Genomic DNA, 21,340 nt, shown 5'->3' with positions numbered 1-21,340 from the left:
AATATACTCTCCTGATTTTTGTCGGAGTAGATTTAAACTGAGTCATAAGGTAGCAAGTCGTGTAAATACCATCTACCAATTATCAATTACCAATTACCAAATAACTAAGCATAGACAGTTACTTCAGGTATTGGTACAACAAACTTACCACCCCAATCGCGAATATATGCCATTTGCTCCATAATTTCATCCTGAAGATTCCAAGGCAAAATTAAAAGATAGTCTGGCTTTGTCTCCAAAATTTTGTTGGGGTTAAAGATAGGAATGCGAGTTCCTGGTAATAACTTACCTTGTTTAAAAGAACTGCGATCGACTGTATAATTGATAAAAACCGTGCGGATTCCACAAAAATTCAAGAGCGTGTTGCCTTTGCCTGGAGCGCCATAACCAACAACAGATTTGCCTTGTCTTTTCGCTGTAATTAAAAAATCTAATAGCTTAAACTTGGTTTCTTTAACCTTTTGGGCAAAAGAGAAATAATGCTCTAGAGTTGTAAATCCAGCAGCTTTCTCTTCAGATCTTAACGCCTTCACCTGTTGACTAATTGATTTTGACATGTCTTCCGCATGACTAACATAAATTCTGAGAGAACCGCCATGAGTTGACAACTGTTCTACATTAAAAATAGTCAGTTCGTGGGTAGCAAAAACTTTCTCAACCGTGAGGAATGAAAGGTAAGAAGGCGTTGCTGAATAGAGATATGAACTATTGAGGAACTGGAACATTCCAGAATTTGAGATAGTGCAGTAACAATCGAATTGAATATTTCAGCATTTCTTCTGATTTGGAGTAGCACAGTGTCTTTCGATGCAGCCGAGCCAGATAGTGCCTCAGTCTTGTATTTTCGGACTCAACTCTGGTCATATAAGTCTTACTGACAATTTGATCGCCGTCTGGAATAAAACCTGGATAAACACTCCAACCATCCGTAACATAAAAGTAGCACCGCCATTGGGCAACGATCGCCCATAGCGGGGCAAAGGTTTCAGCACTATGGTCGCCCAACGCCCAACCTAAAATCCCTGAAGTGAAGTGATCTACTGCTGTCCACAGCCAGATTTTGTTTTTTTTGCACCGACGAAGGTTTCTAGTTCATCTAGTTCACCGACTTGGGGGACTGTTTCTGGGGCATCAGCATCAGGCAGATTGTTACCTACTTGCTTGAGCCAGTGAATGATTGTCGTATGATGAACACCTTTAACTCGTTCAATTCCTCGAAAACCGATGCCATTCACATACATTTTCAAGCATTCCCGTTTGACTTCATCGCTGTAACCTCTGCATGTTTCATAGTGTTCAATGAATTGTCGCCCACAATCAACACAAATGTGGTTCTGTTTACCTCGCTTGATGCCATTCTTCCGAATATGAGTTGATTGGCACTCTGGACATTGCATCGCAACTTACCTCAATTCATACCTCTATTATGCAATGCCCCTGTTTTTGCAAGTATCCTCAAGTTTGTGCAAATTTTGCACAAATAGCTCGAACTCGGTACTTGCCCAGTATATTACAGTTGTAGATAAGCTAAACTAGATTTGTAAGGAAATACAGTTTAGCAATGCTTGATACATCCAACGTGTTTTTAACAGGTGTTGCATTAGAAGCGCTCTCCCAATGGAGCAGTAGATTGAAAGCGTTTCAGCAAAAACTGGGAAAGCACTTCGCTCGTTCTGAAGCACGTCTTGCAGCGTATGACTATATCCAGGCACTACTAAGCCCAGTTGAGCGGAAGAATGGATGGCAAATGGCAGAACAGGTAGGGTATAGCAATCCCTATCGCTTCCAACATTTACTAGGACGGGCGCAGTGGAACGCGGACGCAGTGTGTGCAGAAATTAGAAAGTATGCAGTGGAGCATTTGAAGAGTGAAACAGATATTTTGGCAATTGATGAAACAGGTTTTCTGAAGCAAGGAGAGCAGTCAGTAGGCGTACAGGTGCAGTATTATGGCACAACTGGACATTTGGAGAATTGCCAGGTAGGTGTGTTCATGTCCTACATTAGCGACAAAGGACATACGTTGATCGATCGCCGTTTGTATCTACCGCGCACATGGAGTGAAGATCAAAGCAAACGTAAGAAGGGAGCAGTTCCAAAATCAATCACATTTGCGACTAAACCTCAACTAGCACAACAGATGTTGGAATCAGCTTTTAAAGACGGAATACGTCCCGCCTGGTTTGTTGCTGATGAGGTTTATGGCAACGATGGTTCATTGTGGTGGTGGCTGGAAAAGACTGCTAAACAACCGTATATACTCACGGTCAGCAAGAAGCAGCCTGTAGTTATTGGCTGGCAACGTTATCAAGCCCAAGAACTGTTACCTCAGCCGGACAGCCAGCTGTGGCAACGTCTTAGCTGTGGAGCTGGCAGTAAGGGAGAAAGATACTATGACTGGGCGAAAGTGCCAGTTAATTGTGACAGATCAGATGGTTTTCAACGTTGGTTATTGTTCCGCCGCTCTCTAGAGCGTGTTATGCACTTTGCCTTACCAAATCTACAAATCGCCTGAGCATTATGACGGCAAAGGCAACAAAATGAAAACCAACTAATGTCTGTGCTAAACGTTCATAATCTCTTGTTAAGCGCCGAAAGCGCCCAGTCCACGCAAAACTTCGCTCCACTACCCACCTGCGAGGAAGTAAAACAAATCCCTTCTTGGCTTCTGGTAGTTTGACGACTTCCAATTGGATACCTTCTACGGCAGCCTCCTGAGCGGCTTGTTCTCCGGTATACCCTTGATCCACAAAGGCAATTTCCACCGTCTCACCAGTAATTTCTTGCACTTGTTGAGCAAGTTCCTGTACCTGGGAGCGGTCTTGTTCGTTCGCAGGGGTCACTACCAGTCCTAACAAATGTCCCAGAGTATCAACTGCAACATGTACCTTGCTGCCCTTCTTGCGTTTACCACCGTCATACCCAGCTCGTCCTCCACTTTCAGGGGTTGACTGTAGGGTGCGACTGTCGAGAATCACCGCAGTTGGGGTCTCCTTGCGTCCGGCAGCCAACCGCAGTAGTGTTCGGAGGTCGTCTACAATTGCCTCAAATACTCCTGCATCAATCCACCGTTGAGTTTGCTGATAAACTGCTGCCCAAGGCGGAAGGTCATGCGGCATCATGCGCCAAGAGGCACCAGAGCGAACCAGCCAACGCAACCCGTTAAACACTTCCCTGAGACTATGTTCTCGTTGCGGTGCTTCTTCGCTCATCAAAGTAAGATAAGGGGCAACAAATGTCCACTCGTCATCACTGACATCAGTAGGATATGCTTTTCTTTCCATATTCCTACTCTAGCGATCCTAAAAGTTCATAACACCCTCTAGAACACCCTGAAGATCCTCGCGTCAGCTACTATCAAGTATTTGCTAAGAGCGATACTACCCTAGAAACGATGGTTCAAATCGCCGGGCAAAGGTGGCGGATTGAGGAGTGCTTTAAATTTGCTAAAGACCAGCTAGGTTTAGGAGAGTACGAAGTTCGTTCCTGGCATGGTTGGCATCGACACATCACCCTCGTCCTGGCTGCTCAAATATTTCTCACCGTCTTACGACACTCTTGTGAGCCTGCTATTCACTCCTCTACCCCCCCTTTACCTCTAGTAACAACTGGCAGTCTAACTGCGTTCAAAGCGGCACGAGGTTTATTGTCCGACTAAGTATCTGGGAGATGAAGCGGTGGGTATCTCGATTCTTGTTTCCCACATTCTGGTGTCTTGAACACGTTTTGCGTTGGTCTTATTGGCGCAGATCTCATCAAGCTACTGCTCGTTACTACCATTACCAAAAGCGAATTCATTCTTCTATTTATCTACAACTGTAATATTGAGGCATTGCATAATAAAGGTATGAATTGAGGTAAGTTGCGATGCAATGTCCAGAGTGCCAATCAACTCATATTCGGAAGAATGGCATCAAGCGAGGTAAACAGAACCACATTTGTGTTGATTGTGGGCGACAATTCATTGAACACTATGAAACATGCAGAGGTTACAGCGATGAAGTCAAACGGGAATGCTTGAAAATGTATGTGAATGGCATCGGTTTTCGAGGAATTGAACGAGTTAAAGGTGTTCATCATACGACAATCATTCACTGGCTCAAGCAAGTAGGTAACAATCTGCCTGATGCTGATGCCCCAGAAACAGTCCCCCAAGTCGGTGAACTAGATGAACTAGAAACCTTCGTCGGTGCAAAAAAAACAAAATCTGGCTGTGGACAGCAGTAGATCACTTCACTTCAGGGATTTTAGGTTGGGCGTTGGGCGACCATAGTGCTGAAACCTTTGCCCCGCTATGGGCGATCGTTGCCCAATGGCGGTGCTACTTTTATGTTACGGATGGTTGGAGTGTTTATCCAGGTTTTATTCCAGACGGCGATCAAATTGTCAGTAAGACTTATATGACCAGAGTTGAGTCCGAAAATACAAGACTGAGGCACTATCTGGCTCGGCTGCATCGAAAGACACTGTGCTACTCCAAATCAGAAGAAATGCTGAAATATTCAATTCGATTGTTACTGCACTATCTCAAATTCTGGAATGTTCCAGTTCCTCAATAGTTCATATCTCTATTCAGCAACGCCAAAAATTGAACTATGAGGAGCGGAATCCTGCATGAGTCTGCCGTGTTCTAGCTTCAGTTATGCACCGCTGGCAACCAGGGAAGCAGTCACAGCTCAGGGTAAGTTTTTGTACGTCAACGATCGAAAGTTTTTTCTCAAAGGGGTGAGTTACGGTCCTTTTTCTCAAGCAACACACGGCACTCCCTTTCCTGAAAAACAGGTGGTTGAGAAAGACTTTGCCTTGATGGTAGAACTTGGAGCGAACAGTATCCGCACATATACTGTTCCCCCTGTATGGCTGTTGGATTTGGCAGCAGCCTACGGTCTGAGGATAATGGTCGGTATTCCTTGGGCTGAGCATATCTGTTTTTTGAGTTCCTCTGCCGTCCGAGCAGAGATTCGAGGCGCGATCGCTGATGGCGTGCGAGCCTGCCGCGACAGCCCCGCTACATTTGCTTATCTAGTTGGCAATGAGATCCCGCCAGATGTCGTCCGCTGGCATGGAGCTAAGCAAGTTCGAGCTTTCCTAAGAGATTTAGTTTCGGTTGCCAAAGACGGAGATCCAACCGCACTTGTCAGTTATGCTAACTACCCCTGTACTCAATACGGTTCATTTAAGGCTACGCTGTGCTGAGGATAAAGAAAATAGGAGGATTGGTTCGGGAGGGGGTGGCTCGATGTCTTGGCTTTTTTGAGCGAAACTTGGATACAGGTTTTTTTACAACTCTGGGATTGGTACGAGAAACTCGTTCAGGTAACAGAGTGTCTAAAATCTCTACAGTTAACCAACTTAAAAAAAGGGGAGTTCTTGTGATTGCAAGCGTTGAAATTTCGGGATAGCACGACGAATAACTCGCAATGTCCCAGTGAAACTCAGACGCAAAGGAGTGATACCCGCGCTCTTTGCAGCTTGAAACATCAATAACCGCACAGCCCAGTGTCCTAACAACCACCCGTAAACTTCCTGCACAACTTCACGCGGTTTTTGAGAGCGAATATGAGTTTTTCGTCCTGATAAATGTACTTTGAGTTCATCAATAGTATTTTCTACTTCCCAGCGTTGATGATATTCAATCGCCAGTAGTTGAGCCGGAAATTTCTCCAATTCCAATAAGCTGGTAATTAAGCGATATCTTAGTTGTTCCTCTGGGTTGTCGGTATTACCAATTGTGTATTCAATCACTCGGACTTGTATGGGCTGGCAAGCTTTTGAGCGGAATTTAGCAGGTGGATAAATCCAACTCAGATAAGAACCATCCGCCAGTGGTTCTTCGCACAAAAACTTGACATTTGCGGGAATTCTTCCTAAATAATCGCTACCAGTTGTGACAGTTGCTTGCACCATTGCATAAGAATGTAACCCTCTGTCCCACATCAACAACATCCCTGAACTCACGGAGCGTAATAATCTTAATGCCCGCACTCGTTCTCCTATTCGATATGGACACATCAATGCATCAAAGATTAAATGTGTTCCTGCTTCTACCAAAATGACTAATCGCAGTTTGGGAAATGCGGCTTGTGTGCCAGGACGGCTGCTCGGACGACCAAAAACTCTCGCATTTTCATCGCTGTCTGGCAGATCGAAGCAAGTCCGATCAATTACCACAATTCGCAATCCATTGAGAAATGCTCCTTTGGTATCGGTGCTAGCCATTGGTCGCACCAGTTGATGGAACAATTGACTCATCACCCTTGGACTTAATCGTTGTCGGGCTTGCGTTATTGCTGATTTACAAAAAACTCGCCAGTATTTCCCCACTTTCACCCATGCTTCGCTCAGCCCATCAATTAAGTTTTTCAGCACATCTCTCATCGAATCTCGTGACCACAGACTCATCGCAATTACCAAACAAATTACCAATTGTGCTGGTAACGAGCGTTTACGTTGTTCACAAACTTTAGTTTTAGCGATCGCTTGCTCGATCTCCGTGGATGGGATGGCTGCCTCTATCGCTTTGAACACATCACTACTTTGTATTGTAGGAGACAACAATGAGAAATCCTTCAGATGCACTACACTCACTTTCCATTCTTGGGAACAATGCTTAATTTACAACACTTTGAGCCTTAACTGAACCGTAGTGGTTCAAAACCCGCCCCTGTACTGAGTATTTAGATATTGACTTCACTGATTTTTTATCCTTCAACGTCTATCTACACAAGGAAAAAGATTTTCGCAGTTACCTAGCGCGGCTGCACAATCTAGCAGAAGACAAGCCGCTAGTAAGTAGTAGGGCATAATTAAACGTAAGATAGAGAAAAGCCAAAAACTTGCTGATTTTGACCACTCATGCCTGCTCCTTTACGTATCGTTTTGACAGAGTCAGAAGACCGGACGTTGAGTGAACTTCGGGTTGCCAAAACCGTTGCTCAACGTACCCGAGATCGAGCACAAATGCTTCGACTCAATGCTCAAGGATGGGTAGTGCCAGCGATTGCCGAAATTTTTGAGTGCCAAGAGCAGACAGTGCGCGAAACCATCCGCCGTTGGCAGCAGCAAGGGTTAGGTGGATTATGGGATGCTAGTGGACGAGGAGCTAAAGCCAAATGGCAAGAAGCAGACATGGCCTACCTAGAACAATGCCTAGAGCAAGAAGCCAGAACCTATAATAGTCAACAGCTAGCCCAGAAGCTAGAGCAAGAACGACAGGTAAACCTAAGTGCTGACCGGATTCGCCGCATTCTAAAAAAAAGGGCTTTAGTTGGAAGCGGACTCGACACTCGCAACGGGGCAGACAAGATCCTGAGTACAAAGCACTCAAGCAAGCCGACTTAGACACACTCCAACTAGCTGCCTGTGAAGGGTACATTGACCTGAAGTATCTTGACGAATCGGGATGTTGTCTGGAAAGTCCAGTCAGTTATAGTTACTCTCGCATTGGAGAGCAGAAACACCGAAGAGCAGGTCAAATCCTATGGAGACCGCATTAGTATTCTAGGGATATGGCAACCAGAGCAGTCGTTTGACTATGCTCTGGTACAAGGCAGTTTCCACAAGGAACGCTATGTTAAAGTGATGAACGCTCCTTGCCCAAAAGAGTGAGCAGACATTGCTACAAACCGGACGGCTCACAGTCGTGGTGCAAGATAATGGTTCGGCTCATACCAGTCATCTTGCCCGTGAGCACTGGCAGCAGTGGCAGTCGAAAGGGCTATATCTCTTTTTTCTCCCCCAATACAGTTCACATATGAATCTGATTGAAGCGCAGTGGCATCAACTCAAAACCCATGAAATAGCCGGAAGGATTTTTGATAACGAGTATGATTTAGCGAATGCCATGATTGAGGGCATGGAGAATCGAAGTCAACAAGGGGGATGGACACTGGAACGTTTTATGTTTAAATCTGCCTAGCTACTTACTAAGCGAGTTCGGCATCGATTCTATCCGTGAGGGTGTAGAAGGGCAAGCTCAGATCCTCGATCGCAAGCTGGCATCGAGTTTCAAAACTGGAGCAGCAGGCACAATTGTCTTTTCTTGGACAGACGAGTGGTTTACTGGCGGGTTTGCGATTCAAGACTGGGCGTTCGGTTTAGTCGATCGCGATCGGCACAAAAAGCCTGCGTTCTATAGCGTGCAGCAGTATTACAAATCGCTGCTACCACCACAACTACCTGAATACCCCAAAGTCTCGGTGGTTGTCTGTACTTACAATGCCGAACGGACTCTAGACAGTTGCCTCGCCTCGCTAGAGCAGCACAATTACCCTAACTATGAGGTAATTGTGGTTAATGATGGATCTACAGATGGTAGCTGGAAAATTGCTCAAAAATATGACTATATTCGCTTAATTAACCAAGAAAACAAGGGATTAAGTGTCGCTCGTAACGTCGGTATCGCTGCTGCTGAAGGCGAAATTATTGCCTATACTGATTCCGATTGCGTTGCCGACCCAGACTGGTTAATTTACCTGGTAGATAAATTTCTCAGTTCGGGACTTTCAGCCGTTGGTGGTCCCAACTTACCTCCACCAGAAGATGCTTTGATCCCTGCTTGCGTGGCAGTGTCTCCTGGTGGTCCTACCCATGTCTTACTGAACGATGAGGTAGCGGAGCATATTGCTGGCTGTAACATGGCTTTTCGCCGAGAAGCGCTAGTGGAAATTGGCGGTTTCGATCCGTTGTTTCACGCAGCTGGCGATGATGTCGATCTGTGCTGGCGGTTGCAAGACCAAGGCTATACGATCGGCTTTAGTCCCGCGGCGATCGTCTGGCACTTTCGCCGCGGGACTAAAGCCGCTTATTTAAAACAACAGCAAGGCTATGGCAAGGCAGAAGCTCTAGTCTACTTCAAGCACCCCTATCGCTTTAATTTATTGGGACAACCCCGTTGGTTCGGCAGAATTTACGGCGGGCTTTACTCAACTTTCCTCATCGGTCAACCGACGATTTACTCTGGAGTGTTCGGTCGCGGCTTTTTTCAGATGTTGTATCAACCTCCAGCCTCTCTATTTGGCTATCTCCCTCTAACTTTAGAGTGGAACCTAGCGATCGCCCTCTTTGGCACTTTATCGCTGTTATCCGGTCACTTCCCTTGGGTTGCCATCGTTATGCTGTTAATTTCCTGGGGTTGGTCTGTGGCTGCTGCCGTACAAGCACCAATTGACTCCCGTTTTCAGGGCATAAAAGCGCGTTTGTTGGTAGCAACGTTAATTTACTTAGGTCCACTGGTTCGTAGTCTAGAGCGGTATCGCTGGCGGTTTAGAGGACTAACTCAGATGGATGCGATCAAGTGCGATCGCGTCACGCAAAAACCCAAAGTAGTTTGGCACAAGTCTGCTTTTGACTTGTCCTATTGGACGGAAGCAGGAATGGAGAAAGAAAGTTTGCTGCTGGGGGCGATGGAACTGCTTTTATCTCGCAAGTACTTTATCATTCCCGATCACGGTTAGAGCAGTTGGGATTTGGAAGTTTATCGAGGGATCTGGTCGAAGGCTCAGATCAAAGTCTGTACCGAAAATCACGGTAGCGGTAAACGATTGCTGCGGGTACGGTGTGGATTGAAGCTAACGCAGCTCGCTAAAATGATGGCGATCGGCTGTAGCTTACTAGTAGTTGCCGCGATCGCGCTCGGAAGGTTTGAACTGGGGGCGATCGCAATTATCGCGAGTACAATTACTGCCACAACAATTCTGTATCAAAACTTCTGCCTCGGTCGCATCCTCTACTACGTCATGGAGAGCGTGGCACAAAGGCTTTATTTGTTACCGACTTCAAATTTGGGCAATAGGCAATAGTTTAGGTGGTAATGGGTAATGGGTCATTGATAGTCACCCCCTTGTCCCCCTTGTCCCCTTGTCCCCTTGTCTTCCTTGTCTTCCCGACTCCCGTACGGGCGGGTTTCCAAACCCGCCCCTACCAACTCCCGACTCCCGACTCCCAATGATAATATTCCTCGCCCGTAAAACTTTACGCTATCTTCTGCCCTATCGCTTACTATTTTTAGTGGCGATCGCGCAGGTGATTTTGCTGAATGCTTTGGAATTACTCAAACCTTGGCCCCTCAAGCTGATTATCGACAACGTACAAGTCGGCGGTCAGCCGCTACCGTGGGAATTTTTAAAAGGCTTGTCCCGCGAGCAGCTACTTTTGGCGATCTGTATCGGACTGGTGCTGATTTATCTACTTTGGGGTAGTCTGTCACTATTACATAACTACACAACTATTAGCATCGGTCAGCGCATGGTCAACGATCTGCGCGGTGACCTCTACAGCCACTTACAATGCCTTTCTCTAGCTTTTCACAATCGCCAGCAGGTAGGAGACTTACTTTACCGCATCGCTACCGATACCTACGCAATTCAAAGCTTGACGATGAACACTGCGATCCCCATCCTCTCAGCAGTGGTGTTTTTGGTGGGGATGTTTGTCATCATGGTGCAGCTCGATCCGTTACTGACTTTCTTAGCGCTGAGCGTTTGTCCGGCTTTGTTTATCACGCTATCGCTGTTAAATCGCCCGATTAACAAAGCAGCAACTCAATCTCACCAACAAGAGAGCGTGGTTTATTCGCTCGTGCAGCGGAATATCTCTGCTATGCGGATCATCCAGGCGTTTACCAGAGAAGATGAAGAACACAGCAAGTTCATGGCGGCGAGTCGGGAGAGCTTAGCAGTGCGCTTGCGGCTTTACAATCTACAAAGTCTTTACTCTGGGGTAGTAAGTTTAGTTAGCGCCGTGGGTACTGCCTTAGTCGTGTGGGTTGCTGCCAATCAAGTATTGGCTGGTGAATTGACTGTGGGCGAGTTGGTGTTGTTTACCTCTTATCTTGCCTCGCTTTACGACCCAATTAATAGTATTAGTCAAACCTACGGAATGACTCAGTGGGCGCAGGTGGGCGTGATGCGAGTGTTTGAAATTTTGGATATCGAGCGAGATCTGCCAGAGGGAACTAAAACATTCCCTACAGTTGGAGCTAAGGGAGAAATTGTTTGGGATAATGTCAGTTTCGATTATCTGCCCGACCAACCGACGTTGAAACACATTAATTTGCGCGTGCAGGTAGGGAAGAAAGTGGCAATTGTCGGTCCCACGGGAGCGGGAAAATCGACTTTAGTTAGCCTGTTACCTCGCTTTTACGATCCGCAAGTTGGTCGAGTTACGATTGATGGAGTTGACGTACGAGAGTTTCAACTGAAATCCTTGCGCCGTCAGATTGGCATGGTACTTCAGCCGCCGATCGTCTTTCCCCTCAGCTTTCGGGAGAATATCGCCTACGGTCGCCCTGATGCCGCGCTGTCAGAGGTCGTGTCTGCTGCGCGTCTTGCCCGAATTCACGATTTAATTGTCAGTACGCCCCAAGGATACGACACGGTAGTAGGGGAGAGGGGAGCGACTCTTTCAGAAGGGGAAAGACAACGCTTGACGATCGCCCGGGCAATCTTACTAGACGCACCTATTTTAATCTTGGACGAACCCACCTCCTCAGTGGATGCCGAAACTGAAGCACTGATTATGGAAGGGTTAGACCGACTCACAGTCGGACGGACAACCTTAATTATTGCCCACCGACTCTCAACCGTGCGTCAAGCTGATTCGATTGTCGTGTTACGAGCTGGGCAGATTGTCGAACAAGGTACATTTGCCGAATTGATGAGTCGGCGAAGTGCATTTGCGGCGCTCTACCGTACCCAGTTCAGTTTACAGGGGGAGAAATAAATATGTCGCTGCGGATTGCGATCGCTGGTTTGGCTGGGACGTATCCCTTCGGGGGCATGTTTTGGCATTACTTACAATACTTACTCGGATTGCAACGGCTCGGTCACGATGTCCTATATATAGAAGATACGGGGAAATGGTGTTACGACCCGATTGCGAAAACATTTGTTGAGGATGGGTCGAAAAACGCTGGCTTTTTAGCGCGAGAACTAGCCGTTTTAAACGAGAGTTTGAGCGATCGCTGGTTTTTTCGCGATGTAACTGGCAAAACCTACGGTCGTCCTTGGCACGATGTCGTCGAGTTCTGCCGCAGTGCCGACCTGTTACTCCACATTTCTGCTGGGCATTGGATGCGCGAGGAAAACTTTACCAATGCCAAAGTCATATTAATCGATACCGATCCTTTATACACCCAAGCCGGACTGCTGACTGGTTCCCCTGCGGAAGTCGCAGCCCGCGTTGCTTGGTGGCAGGAACATCACGACGTTTTCTTCAGCTTTGGAGAAAATATAGGCGCTACTGATTGTAAAGTTCCCTGCGAATCGTTTGACTGGATACCCACACGCCAACCAATAGTATTAGACTGCTTCGACCGAGCAGCCGTACCAGTCACAGAGCGGCGACCCGTACTAACAACCGTTGCATCGTGGGAACCAAAAGAAAAGGGTCCAATAGTAAATGGCGTTGCTTATACCGGAAAAAGTAGCGAATTCGAGCGCTACATGGATTTACCATCTCACAGTCCGCTACCACTCGAATTAGCTTTAAGTGGTTCTGCCCCAGTCGAGAGGCTGCAAGAATCCGGTTGGATTGTGTGCGATGGCTACGAAGTTTCCCACAACCCTTGGGTCTACCGAGATTATCTCGCTCATTCCTTTGGCGAGTGGAGTATTGCTAAGAACGCTTATGTTGCCAGTCAAAGCGGCTGGTTTTCTTGTCGTACAGCCAGCTACCTTGCCCTTGGCGTACCAGTCATTTTACAAGATACAGGATTTAGCAAAACTATTCCTACTGGGGAAGGGCTATTGACATTTACGACAACAGCTCAAGCAGCAGAGGCAATCGAGCAATTAAAAACCAACCCGCAGCGACACGCCAAAGCCGCCAGAGAAATCGCCCAAGAGTATTTTGACTCGGATAAGGTGCTGACGAATTTGCTCGAAAAAGCAGGGAGTCAGTGAACAGTTATCAGTTATCAGTGAAGAGAGGGAGCGCACGAGCGCACGAGCAGGGAAGCAACAACAGTCAACTACCAACTACCAATTAACTATTAGCAATTAGCAATTAGCAATTAGCAATTAGCAATTAGCAATTAGCAATTAGCAATTAGCAATGACCAAAGTTACCGTGGCACTAACCACATACAATCGATCGCCATTACTCAAACTCAGTTTGGCAAGTGTCCTCGCTCAAGACTATCCAGACTTTCGGGTGATGGTACTCGATAATGCTTCAACTGACGATACTGAAACAGTCGTGCGATCGCTTGCTGAAGACGACGATCGCATCACTTATATTCGTAATGAAACTAATATTGGTGGTCTAGGTAACTGGAACCTCGCTATTGAATTAAATACTAGTCCTTATTTAACAATTTTGAGCGATGATGATTTGATGCTGCCGGGGTTGATCGGCGAATCTGTCCGAGTTTTAGACGAGCATCCGCAAGTCGGGTTTTCATTTGCGATGGTGAGGCTGATCGATGCTGCTGGCAATTCCCTAGACTTACAGCACACGGGAAATATTTCTGGTGGTTTAGTCAAGGGTCTAGATTTTCTCGAACAGACGATTTCCTGGCAAGGTTGTCCGGTTTATACCTCTAGTGGGACTTTAAAACTTTCTAAGCCCAAATATAGCCGAACTTAGCTCTGTGAGAGGCAAATACATCAACATGCTCATTAAGCCAGCGGACCAAACGAAACTCGACTGCGGTGCGGAATGCCTCCAATGCTTCGGCAAAGGTTTGTAAGGGTTTGGTTGCCCAACGTCTGCGGAATCCGCCGGTCAACTGATGCCAAAGGATGAAGGTGTAAGCGATGAACACTAAAACCCAATGACGCTTCATACTCAGAGCATCCCGAACTTGATACTCACTCAAACCCAACCAGCCCTTGGCTTCTCGATAGAAGACCTCCACCCAGTTGCGAGCAGAATATGTTTGAGCTACCCAAGCCGCACTGACTTGGTTGTCAGAGGCATTGGTGAGAAAGTAATCCACCTCCGTCGCTTGCTCGAAACTAGAGGCATTGAGTTGAATCGCCAGCCAGCGAGTGCCTTCGAGCTTCGGAACGTGAACTGGTAACAGCGCCACCCAAACTGTCCGGGGCTGCTCCAGATTGAGTTGCACAGGTGTGAACTGCTCCACTGCCAAGGTTTGAGCAATAGCTTCTAATCCCTGCTTACGAGCAGACTCATCACCTGATGTTTGAGCAGTAACTTGGCGGTTTTTGGCGATTGCTGCCACGTAAGTTAGGTTTCTCGACTCCAACTGCTTGAGAAAAGGCGTGTTATTACCGTAGCCTGCATCAATTACAGTCACACCCGGTCGATAACCGCGCTTCAAGCATTGGTCAACCAAGTCTAGAGCCAGGTCAGGTTTTTTCTGGAAGTTGGGGTCTGCCTTGCCTTGCTCGAATAAACTTGCGTGTTGATAGAGTGCAACATCTAACGGCAGACGTCGCACTCCATCATACAAGTAGGTAGTCAGCAGCACAATACCATTGTCAGTCTTGCCAATCTCCCCAATGTACTGCCGTCCTACCCCATCAGTAGCCGCACCACTTTTGCGATGTCCCGAATCATCTACAATCAATGTGAAACCTTGACTCGGGGTCGTCTGGCGACACTGGTGCATCACCTCCAACCGCCGATTATTTAGCTTGACTTCATCCCAAGGGGCATTGTTGAGAAAATGTCTGAGGCTGTTGTAGGAGCCATCTACTGTATTTGTGACCAGTTGGCTCAGGTTTTTGCGCTGACTCTCACCCAGCAGTCCCCCTAGATAAACACGAAATTCCTGCCGCTGCTTCTGACGCGAAAATACATCATCAAACCGACGACACCAGTTCTCAAAGCACTGCGGCATCGCTGCTGGTACTTGATCTTTCACCTTACGTTGCTCCTGTCGAGACTGACGTAAAACGCAACTCCTACCCGCATTCTAGCTCAATTTGCTCCATCTTTCTTACAAAGTCCCACTAGTCTATTTTTCCGCGCTTCAGCGTTGGCAGTCGTGGGACAGTTTGATAGTCCCCATTCTAAGCATACATTTGACTTGACGACGATCTATCGGCTGGCTGCCAAGTTTGACATCTTCTTTTTAGCCCGAGAACTCGCTCAAGTCCGCCTGCACCCAGGACAGATTACCGAAACAGACTGGCGTTGCGATCGCAACGGACCAATTGGTGTCATTGCTGAAATTACCGATGCTGTCGCTTATCTGCTGCAAAGCGATCGCGCTAGGGATGAGAACTATCGACAATGGCTTGCCGAGCGCTTCCTCGCCCTACACGCACGCCAAAGCGAATACACGCAAATGGCTTTACCCCACATGCAACAAACTTGGGAAGAACGATTGCAATTAGCTACCCAGGAAATTGCTCGGTTAATCCCCCCAGAAGAAGCCTACATTCTCGTTGATGACGGTCAGTGGCAAGGGGAAGCGATCGCCGCTTCCCCAGCAATTCCTTTTCTGGAAAAAGATGGGCAGTACTGGGGCGCACCACCAGATGACGCAACGGCAATTCAAGAACTGGAACGGTGGCAAAGCAAAGGAGTGCAGTTTATAGTATTTGGCTGGTCGGCGTTTTGGTGGCTCGATTACTATTCTGGACTGGAACGTTACTTGCGCTCCCGTTGCTGCTGCGTGATGAAAAATACCCGCCTTGTTGTGTATGAGCTTCAACCATGAAAATTTCTTCTCCGACTCCCGTACGGGCGGGTTTCCAAACCCGCCCGTACCGACTCCCGACTCCCGATCGCGCCAGTTGCCTGCGAATCGTCGTCCTCGGTTACATCGTGCGTGGACCTTTGGGTGGAATGTCTTGGCATCCTTTGCAATACCTAATGGGGCTAGCAAATTTGGGTCACGATGTTTATTTCATCGAAGATAGCGATGATTATCCCTCTTGCTACGACCCGACGCGCGGTTATATGGATATCGATCCTACTTATGGCTTGACATATGCTGCGAGTATCTTCGAGCGAGTCGGTTTGGGCGATCGCTGGGCGTATTATGATGCCCATACAAGTTCGTGGTTGGGTGCTTGTGCTGACTGGATTGAGGAAATTTGCACTACTGCCGATCTGTTACTCAATTTAGATGGAGTTAACCCACTGCGCCCTTGGCTGCTACAAATTCCCGCCCGTGCCTTAATTGAGGGGGATTCAGTCTTTACCCAAATTCGCCATCTCACCGATGCTTATGCCTACGAACAAGCGCGACAGCACACAACTTTCTTTTCTTGTGCGGAAAATATCGGTCAGAGCAAATGTACTGTCCCCGATGATGGGTTTCCCTGGCAACCCACGCGTCAACCGATCGTTCTCGATGCCTGGTCGGTAAAACCCTTAGCAGATGCCGCAGCCAAATTTACGACAGTCATGCAATGGGAAAGTTATCCAGCGCGAGAATACAAAGGTATTCGCTATGGCTTAAAGGCAGATGCTTTTCCCCCTTACATAGATTTGCCAAAGCAGATAGGATCGATCTTGGAGCTAGCAGTAAGTGGAGGTAATACACCCACCGAGCTACTGGCAACTAAAGGCTGGAGAGTGCGAGAGCCGCCAACGCAAACACCCTGGACTTATCAGGAATACATTCAACAATCGAAGGCAGAGTTTAGTATAACCAAGGATGCTTTTGCCGTGACTTACAGTGGTGTGTTTAGCGAACGCAGCGCTTGCTATCTCGCTAGCGGTCGTCCTGTGGTGATTCAAGACACGGGTTTTTCCAATTGGTTACCTACTGGTGCAGGCGCGATCGCATTTAGTAACTTAGAGGAGGCGATCGCGGGGATTGAAGCAGTTAACAGCCGCTACGAATTTCACTGCCAAGCAGCAAGAGCGATCGCCCAAGAATATTTCGATGCCCGTCACGTTCTGCCACCTTTACTTGAAGCCGCCATGAGTGAAGTCGTAAGAGGATAGGGAAAGAGGATAAGGGGGACAAGGGAGACACAGAAGACAAGGAAAAAGTCAGAAGCCATTTTTCTTCCCCTACTCCCTGATAACTGATAACTGATAACTGACAACTGACAACTGGTCAATCGTGAGCAGAAAACAGGGACACAAATTTCGTTCTGGTATGAAATGGCTAGCTTGGTCGGCGACTCTAGCCGGAATTTGCTTAGCTAGCGGGCTGGGTTACTTCTTAGTTTTCAATTCTACTGCCCAACCAGTGACCGTACAAACGATAGCTGTAGAAACAGGAACCGTAGAAAATACAATTGATGAAAGCGGTACTGTGAAACTTCAGGGACAACGAACGATCAAGTCGCCCACTGAAGGCGCTGTCGATCGCGTGCTAGTACAGCCGGGAAATCAAGTGAAAGCCGGTCAGGTACTCGTCATTCTCCGCTATCCCGAGCGCCAAACTGCTTTAGCCAACCAGCAATTGAAAATACTAGAGGCGCAAGCGACTTTGGTACGCAATCGCCAAAAAATCTTGGAGGCTCAGGAACAGTTAATTGCCGATGAAAAAATTCGTAAAAAACTAGACGCTTTGGCACAGGAAGGAGCCGTGGCGCAACAACAAGTCCAAGAGCTAGAGGATAAAGTGCGGCAAAATGAAGCTGACATCCGCAACGCTCAGTTAGAGGCTCAGAATGCGACAATCCAACTTCAGATCGAGCAACTTCAGCGTCAAAGCATTCAGCAAAAACTCCAAGATACATTAGTGCGATCCCCCCTAGATGGCACGATTTTGGGGGTCAGCGTCAAAAATGGTGATGGAGTTGAGTTACGTACCGATCTACTGACAGTTGGCGATCCGGCACAAGTGAAAATCAAGCTTTTGCTCTTTCCCCTAAACGCCGCCCAAGTCAGAGTCAATCAAGTGGCTCGCGTCAGCGCGATCGCTTCTAACGCCAAAACGTTTACTGGTAAAATCCAAAGTGTATATCCCCAAGCTGTTACTCCCGAAGAAAGTCAAAAACAAAGCGGTCGTAGTAGTAATGGCAACCAATCAAATCAACCTAGAGTACCCGCAACTGTCAAACTCGATACGCCAACGCGATCGCTCATTCCTGGCAGCGGCGTAAACGTTGAAATCGTACTAAAGCAGCGGCACAATGTCCTAGTCTTGAATTCAGAAGTCATTCAACGCACCGAACAGCGTCCTTTTGTTTGGGTAAAAGATAGTCAAAATAAAGCACAGAAACGATATCTTAAATTAGGTTTAGAAGGATTACTCACCGCCGAAGTTGCCACTGGATTGAACTTTGGCGAAAAAGTCATTTTACCCCCTGCCGAAGCCACCCTGACCCCAGGAACGCCAGTTATCACTCAGCAGTGACCAGTTGTTAATTATCAGTTATTAACCCTGTTGTGTCACTCTAGGAGAGGCTAATCTCTGAAAGGTTTTCGACGCTTCGCTTTCAACTTTTTGGCTATAAATTTTGGTTACTGTTAGAAAATAAAGCTTCTAGCTTTGAGCCAATCAAGGTTACAGTCAGGAGCTTCAATTTTTACTGTCCGAGAGTGACACAACAGGGTTAAGGAGCAGGGAGCTGAGGAAGCTGAGGAAGCTGAGGAAGCTGAGGAGATTCAACAATTTCCGACTTACGACTTACGACTTACAACTTATCCAATGAGCCTTTCACCAGTCGAACTGCTAGTTCTCACCTTTCATTCTTTGCGCAGCAATCCCCTGCGTTCTGCTTTGACGGCGTTAGGGGTATTTATGGGTGTGGCTGCGGTCAGTGCTACGCTTCAAGTTGGTAGTATCAGCCGGATTGTTATTGCCCAACGATTAGCAGAAAGAGACGCGCCTCAGATTATGGTAGGACTCAATTGGCAAGCAGGCAGCAACTTGAGCGCTCAAATGAGCCTAGCAGATTTAGAATTTTTCCGCCAACGGCTCTCTGGTTTACGGGCGAGTAGTGGCGCAGCTTGGGTGGGTTCGGCAGAAACTATATTTCAAACTGAAGAAGCTAGTCCCCAGATGATGGCAGTGACCCCAGATTTTTTACTCACCTTGGGTAGACCGTTGGAAGCAGGACGGTTCTTTACTGGTGCTGATTTCGCTAACTACCGACCTGTGGTTGCGATCGATCGCTTTCTGGCGGATAAGTTATTTAAAGATGGTCAAGCAGTCGGACAACGCCTTTATGCTAACGATCGACCCTACGTAGTAGTGGGAGTCGTACCAACTAAAATGCAGGAAAACGCAACACCTGAAGGACAATTGTTAGTACCGCTACCAGTTTATAGTTCTCTTACAGGTAGCCGTGCTATCGATACGATTCAGCTTCGTCCTCGCCGGATTGAAGACCTTGAAGCTTTTGGCAATCGAGTTCAGCAACTCTTAGCACAACGTTTTCCAGGGCGAAGTTATTGGGCTTGGAACAATGTAGAAGATATCATTCAACAACAAAAAATTATGCAGCTAGCCTCCCAAGCGCTAACTGTAATGGGTGCTATTTCCCTGCTGGTAGGAGGTGTGGGTATTGCCAATATTACGATCGCTTCAGTGATAGAACGCACTCCAGAAATTGGTTTGCGTCGGGCTTTGGGAGCAACTCAGCAAGATATTATGGCGCAATTTATTTTAGAAGTTGCACTTTTAAGTTTAATCGGCGGGACGATCGCCCTAGGGACGGTGCATGGAATTGCTGTTGCAGTCGCCGATACATTTAACTTACCCTACCAATTTGAACCCAGTACGGCAAGTCTAGCGCTAGCTTCAGCTTTACTAGTCGGTATGGGTGCTGGTTTTATTCCTGCTCTCCGTGCCAGCCAACTCGATCCGGTCAAAGCTTTGCGCTCGGAATAAGCATCAACAAAAGTTTTGTAGAGACGTTGCATGTAACGTCTCTACACTGATAACTGACTGATAACTGTTAATCGGGAATAATGATATTTTCTAAATCTTGCGCTGCTGCTGGATATTGTGGATTCATTGCTTCTAGCGTATCGGCGATCGCCCGAGCAATAACTAAGTTTCTATACCACTTCTTATTTGCCGGAACGACATACCAAGGCGCATACTCTGTAGAGCAATAATTAATTGCATCTTCATAAGCTTGTTGGTAATCATCCCATAATTTGCGTTCATTGACATCGTTAATAGAAAATTTCCATCGCTTATCTGGATCTTCCAGCCGCTTTTCCAATCTCCGTTTTTGTTCGTCTTTAGAAATATGTAGAAAAAACTTAATAATACTGATATTATTTAAAATCAGCATTTGTTCAAATTCATTAATGCTGTGATATCTTTTCTGCCATACTGCTTCCGGGACGAGTTGTTTAACGCGCACGATTAGTACATCTTCATAGTGAGAACGATTAAAGATATTAATCATGCCTCTTTGCGGTGTCCGCTGATGGTATCGCCACAAAAAATCATGGCTCAATTCTTCTTGGCTGGGATTTTTAAAAGACCAAACTCGACAACCTTGAGGATTAATCCCTTGAAAAACATGTTTAATTGTGCCGTCTTTACCACCAGTATCCATTGCTTGCAATACGATGAGCAGACTGCGCTGCTGCTCGGCGTATAGGCGTTCTTGTAATAGACTTAGGCGATCGCAATAATACTCTAATTCTGCCTCTATCTCTTTCTTGCTCTGATAGCTTTCACAAGTATCTGGGTCGATTTGACTTAATTGAATTGGTTCGTTGGGAGTGACGCGATAGCGGGGATAGTCGGGTTTTGGTGGTAACTCGTCTGCTACAACTGTCTCTGGAGACATAACGCGAGCAACTTTTGCTGTCTCTTTAGCTGTAGTTTTGTCAATATGAGCAGCAGATTTTTTTGCCGATTTTGAGTTTGCCATAGTAACACTATCGCCAAGCTTTATCGAACTTATTTTTCGATTTTATGGCAAGAATCACAGCAGTGTTTCTCTCAAAAGATAGACTCATGCGTTTTATTGCGTTCTTACTTGAACCAAAATTTTTGCATCTGCTCGTGCGATCGTGCGCTCCCTAGTATGATTAACGACTACAGCTTTGAATAACGCATAATTGTTACAGGAACACCGATTTTCGCTGCCAAGTCAGACAAAGCAAACTTAAATTTGAGCGATCGCGGTAATTCTTTCCATGTAACTGCAACAAAACCAAAGCGAGTATAAAATTCTGCTAGTTTACGCCCCAAGCATTCTAAATAAAGCGGCTGAGTTGCTTGTTCAATTAAATATTCCACCAAGTATGTTCCCAAACCTTTACCCCGCCAGTTAGAGGCAACCACTAAACTACCCAATTCTTGCGCCCCAGCAAAAGCCCGTAACTGCCCGCAAGCAACTACTCGTCCGTTGCATTCAACGACTGAAAATTGTTGCCAGCGTAACTGCGTCGGGTCGAGTTTTGCCGATAGCACCAACTTCCGAATCGCCCAAGTATCCTTAGCATTGGCGGGGCGAAGATTGCATCCCGATGGTAGAGTAGACATTCGGTT

The 21,340-nt window shown here is 46.8% G+C and carries 18 protein-coding genes and 4 pseudogenes; 14 read left to right on the top strand and 8 right to left on the bottom strand.

The genetic code is table 11. From position 1 onward, the window contains the following. Positions 1-104: 104 nt before the first annotated feature. Together N4J56_RS09865 and N4J56_RS09860 are read right to left on the bottom strand one after the other, a co-directional pair. Positions 105-680: pseudogene (locus N4J56_RS09865) on the bottom strand (methyltransferase C-terminal domain-containing protein); the annotation flags it as partial. A 25-nt stretch (positions 681-705) separates the two neighbouring features. Then, a protein-coding gene (locus tag N4J56_RS09860) for an IS1 family transposase (RefSeq protein ID WP_317104780.1) occupies positions 706-1,397 on the bottom strand; the annotation gives its coding sequence in 2 pieces (ribosomal slippage) (positions 706-1,073 and positions 1,073-1,397; 693 coding nt in all). Positions 1,398-1,561: 164 nt separating this feature from the next. On the opposite strand from N4J56_RS09860, the gene N4J56_RS09855 reads away from it, so the two are divergent. Further along, the gene (locus N4J56_RS09855; protein WP_317106294.1) at positions 1,562-2,515 is read left to right on the top strand and encodes an IS701 family transposase; all 954 of its coding nucleotides are present in this window, start codon (positions 1,562-1,564) and stop codon (positions 2,513-2,515) included. Here N4J56_RS09855 and N4J56_RS09850 read toward each other — a convergent pair. Then, the gene (locus N4J56_RS09850; RefSeq protein WP_317104639.1) at positions 2,478-3,284 is read right to left on the bottom strand and encodes an IS5 family transposase; all 807 of its coding nucleotides are present in this window, start codon (positions 3,282-3,284) and stop codon (positions 2,478-2,480) included. The genes N4J56_RS09855 and N4J56_RS09850 overlap by 38 nt on opposite strands. Positions 3,285-3,388: 104 nt before the next feature. Between N4J56_RS09850 and N4J56_RS09845 the strand changes: the two are divergent. The 3 genes and pseudogenes from N4J56_RS09845 to N4J56_RS09835 all read left to right on the top strand — a co-directional run. After that, positions 3,389-3,658: pseudogene (locus N4J56_RS09845) on the top strand (transposase); the annotation flags it as partial. Positions 3,659-3,867: 209 nt separating this feature from the next. Further along, positions 3,868-4,559 (top strand): annotated as a pseudogene (locus tag N4J56_RS09840) (IS1 family transposase). 55 nt (positions 4,560-4,614) lie between these two features. Further along, a complete protein-coding gene (locus N4J56_RS09835; RefSeq protein ID WP_317106293.1) occupies positions 4,615-5,196 on the top strand; it encodes a glycoside hydrolase family 2 TIM barrel-domain containing protein in 582 nt (193 codons plus the stop codon). A gap of 156 nt (positions 5,197-5,352) precedes the next feature. Here N4J56_RS09835 and N4J56_RS09830 read toward each other — a convergent pair whose 3' ends face one another. After that, positions 5,353-6,489 (bottom strand): IS4 family transposase, encoded by a 1,137-nt coding sequence (locus N4J56_RS09830; RefSeq protein WP_410500401.1) that lies wholly within the window; start codon positions 6,487-6,489, stop codon positions 5,353-5,355. A 366-nt stretch (positions 6,490-6,855) separates the two neighbouring features. Between N4J56_RS09830 and N4J56_RS09825 the strand changes: the two are divergent. The 3 genes and pseudogenes from N4J56_RS09825 (at position 6,856) to N4J56_RS09815 (ending at position 9,800) form a co-directional block, all read left to right on the top strand. Further along, positions 6,856-7,918, top strand: a pseudogene (locus N4J56_RS09825) (IS630 family transposase). After that, entirely contained in the window at positions 7,848-9,455 is a 1,608-nt protein-coding gene (locus N4J56_RS09820) for a glycosyltransferase (RefSeq protein ID WP_317106291.1), read from the top strand. The pseudogene N4J56_RS09825 and the gene N4J56_RS09820 overlap by 71 nt, the downstream one beginning before the upstream one ends. Before the next feature lie 12 nt (positions 9,456-9,467). Next, positions 9,468-9,800, top strand: coding sequence for a hypothetical protein (locus tag N4J56_RS09815; RefSeq protein WP_317106289.1), 333 nt, complete (start codon positions 9,468-9,470; stop codon positions 9,798-9,800). 23 nt (positions 9,801-9,823) lie between these two features. Here N4J56_RS09815 and N4J56_RS09810 read toward each other — a convergent pair whose 3' ends face one another. Then, a complete protein-coding gene (locus tag N4J56_RS09810) occupies positions 9,824-9,946 on the bottom strand; it encodes a hypothetical protein (protein ID WP_317106288.1) in 123 nt (40 codons plus the stop codon). Here N4J56_RS09810 and N4J56_RS09805 point away from each other — a divergent pair. From N4J56_RS09805 to N4J56_RS09795, 3 genes are all read left to right on the top strand, one after another. Continuing rightward, a complete protein-coding gene (locus N4J56_RS09805) occupies positions 9,946-11,721 on the top strand; it encodes an ABC transporter ATP-binding protein (RefSeq protein ID WP_317106286.1) in 1,776 nt (591 codons plus the stop codon). The two genes, N4J56_RS09810 and N4J56_RS09805, sit on opposite strands and share 1 nt — an antisense overlap. Before the next feature lie 2 nt (positions 11,722-11,723). Further along, on the top strand, positions 11,724-12,902 hold the full coding sequence (locus N4J56_RS09800; RefSeq protein ID WP_317106285.1) for a glycosyltransferase: 1,179 nt from the start codon (positions 11,724-11,726) through the stop codon (positions 12,900-12,902). A 151-nt stretch (positions 12,903-13,053) separates the two neighbouring features. Beyond that, positions 13,054-13,587, top strand: coding sequence for a glycosyltransferase family A protein (locus N4J56_RS09795; protein ID WP_317106284.1), 534 nt, complete (start codon positions 13,054-13,056; stop codon positions 13,585-13,587). On the opposite strand, the gene N4J56_RS09790 is transcribed toward N4J56_RS09795, so the two are convergent. Further along, positions 13,562-14,830, bottom strand: a complete 1,269-nt coding sequence (locus tag N4J56_RS09790) for an IS701 family transposase (protein ID WP_317104593.1) — start codon at positions 14,828-14,830, stop codon at positions 13,562-13,564. The two genes, N4J56_RS09795 and N4J56_RS09790, sit on opposite strands and share 26 nt — an antisense overlap. A 165-nt stretch (positions 14,831-14,995) precedes the next feature. On the opposite strand from N4J56_RS09790, the gene N4J56_RS09785 reads away from it, so the two are divergent. The 4 genes from N4J56_RS09785 (at position 14,996) to N4J56_RS09770 (ending at position 19,714) form a co-directional block, all read left to right on the top strand. Continuing rightward, positions 14,996-15,631, top strand: coding sequence for a hypothetical protein (locus N4J56_RS09785; protein WP_317106283.1), 636 nt, complete (start codon positions 14,996-14,998; stop codon positions 15,629-15,631). Further along, positions 15,628-16,869: a hypothetical protein gene (locus N4J56_RS09780; protein WP_317106282.1), complete on the top strand. Its 1,242-nt coding sequence runs from the start codon at positions 15,628-15,630 to the stop codon at positions 16,867-16,869. The genes N4J56_RS09785 and N4J56_RS09780 overlap by 4 nt, the downstream gene beginning before the upstream one ends. Before the next feature lie 121 nt (positions 16,870-16,990). Further along, positions 16,991-18,235, top strand: coding sequence for an efflux RND transporter periplasmic adaptor subunit (locus tag N4J56_RS09775; protein ID WP_317106281.1), 1,245 nt, complete (start codon positions 16,991-16,993; stop codon positions 18,233-18,235). A 294-nt stretch (positions 18,236-18,529) separates the two neighbouring features. Beyond that, complete coding sequence (locus tag N4J56_RS09770) at positions 18,530-19,714, top strand: ABC transporter permease (protein ID WP_317106280.1); 1,185 nt, start codon at positions 18,530-18,532, stop codon at positions 19,712-19,714. Positions 19,715-19,781: 67 nt separating this feature from the next. Here N4J56_RS09770 and N4J56_RS09765 read toward each other — a convergent pair whose 3' ends face one another. After that, on the bottom strand, positions 19,782-20,717 hold the full coding sequence (locus N4J56_RS09765) for a polyphosphate kinase 2 family protein (protein ID WP_317106279.1): 936 nt from the start codon (positions 20,715-20,717) through the stop codon (positions 19,782-19,784). Between the two features lie 167 nt (positions 20,718-20,884). Beyond that, complete coding sequence (locus N4J56_RS09760; protein WP_317106278.1) at positions 20,885-21,334, bottom strand: GNAT family N-acetyltransferase; 450 nt, start codon at positions 21,332-21,334, stop codon at positions 20,885-20,887. Positions 21,335-21,340 lie beyond the last annotated feature (6 nt).

It is taken from the genome of Chroococcidiopsis sp. SAG 2025 (genome assembly GCF_032860985.1).
Taxonomy (GTDB): domain Bacteria; phylum Cyanobacteriota; class Cyanobacteriia; order Cyanobacteriales; family Chroococcidiopsidaceae; genus Chroococcidiopsis.
Note: the sequence above shows the minus strand (reverse complement) of the source record. Positions and strands in the feature narration are given on the sequence as shown.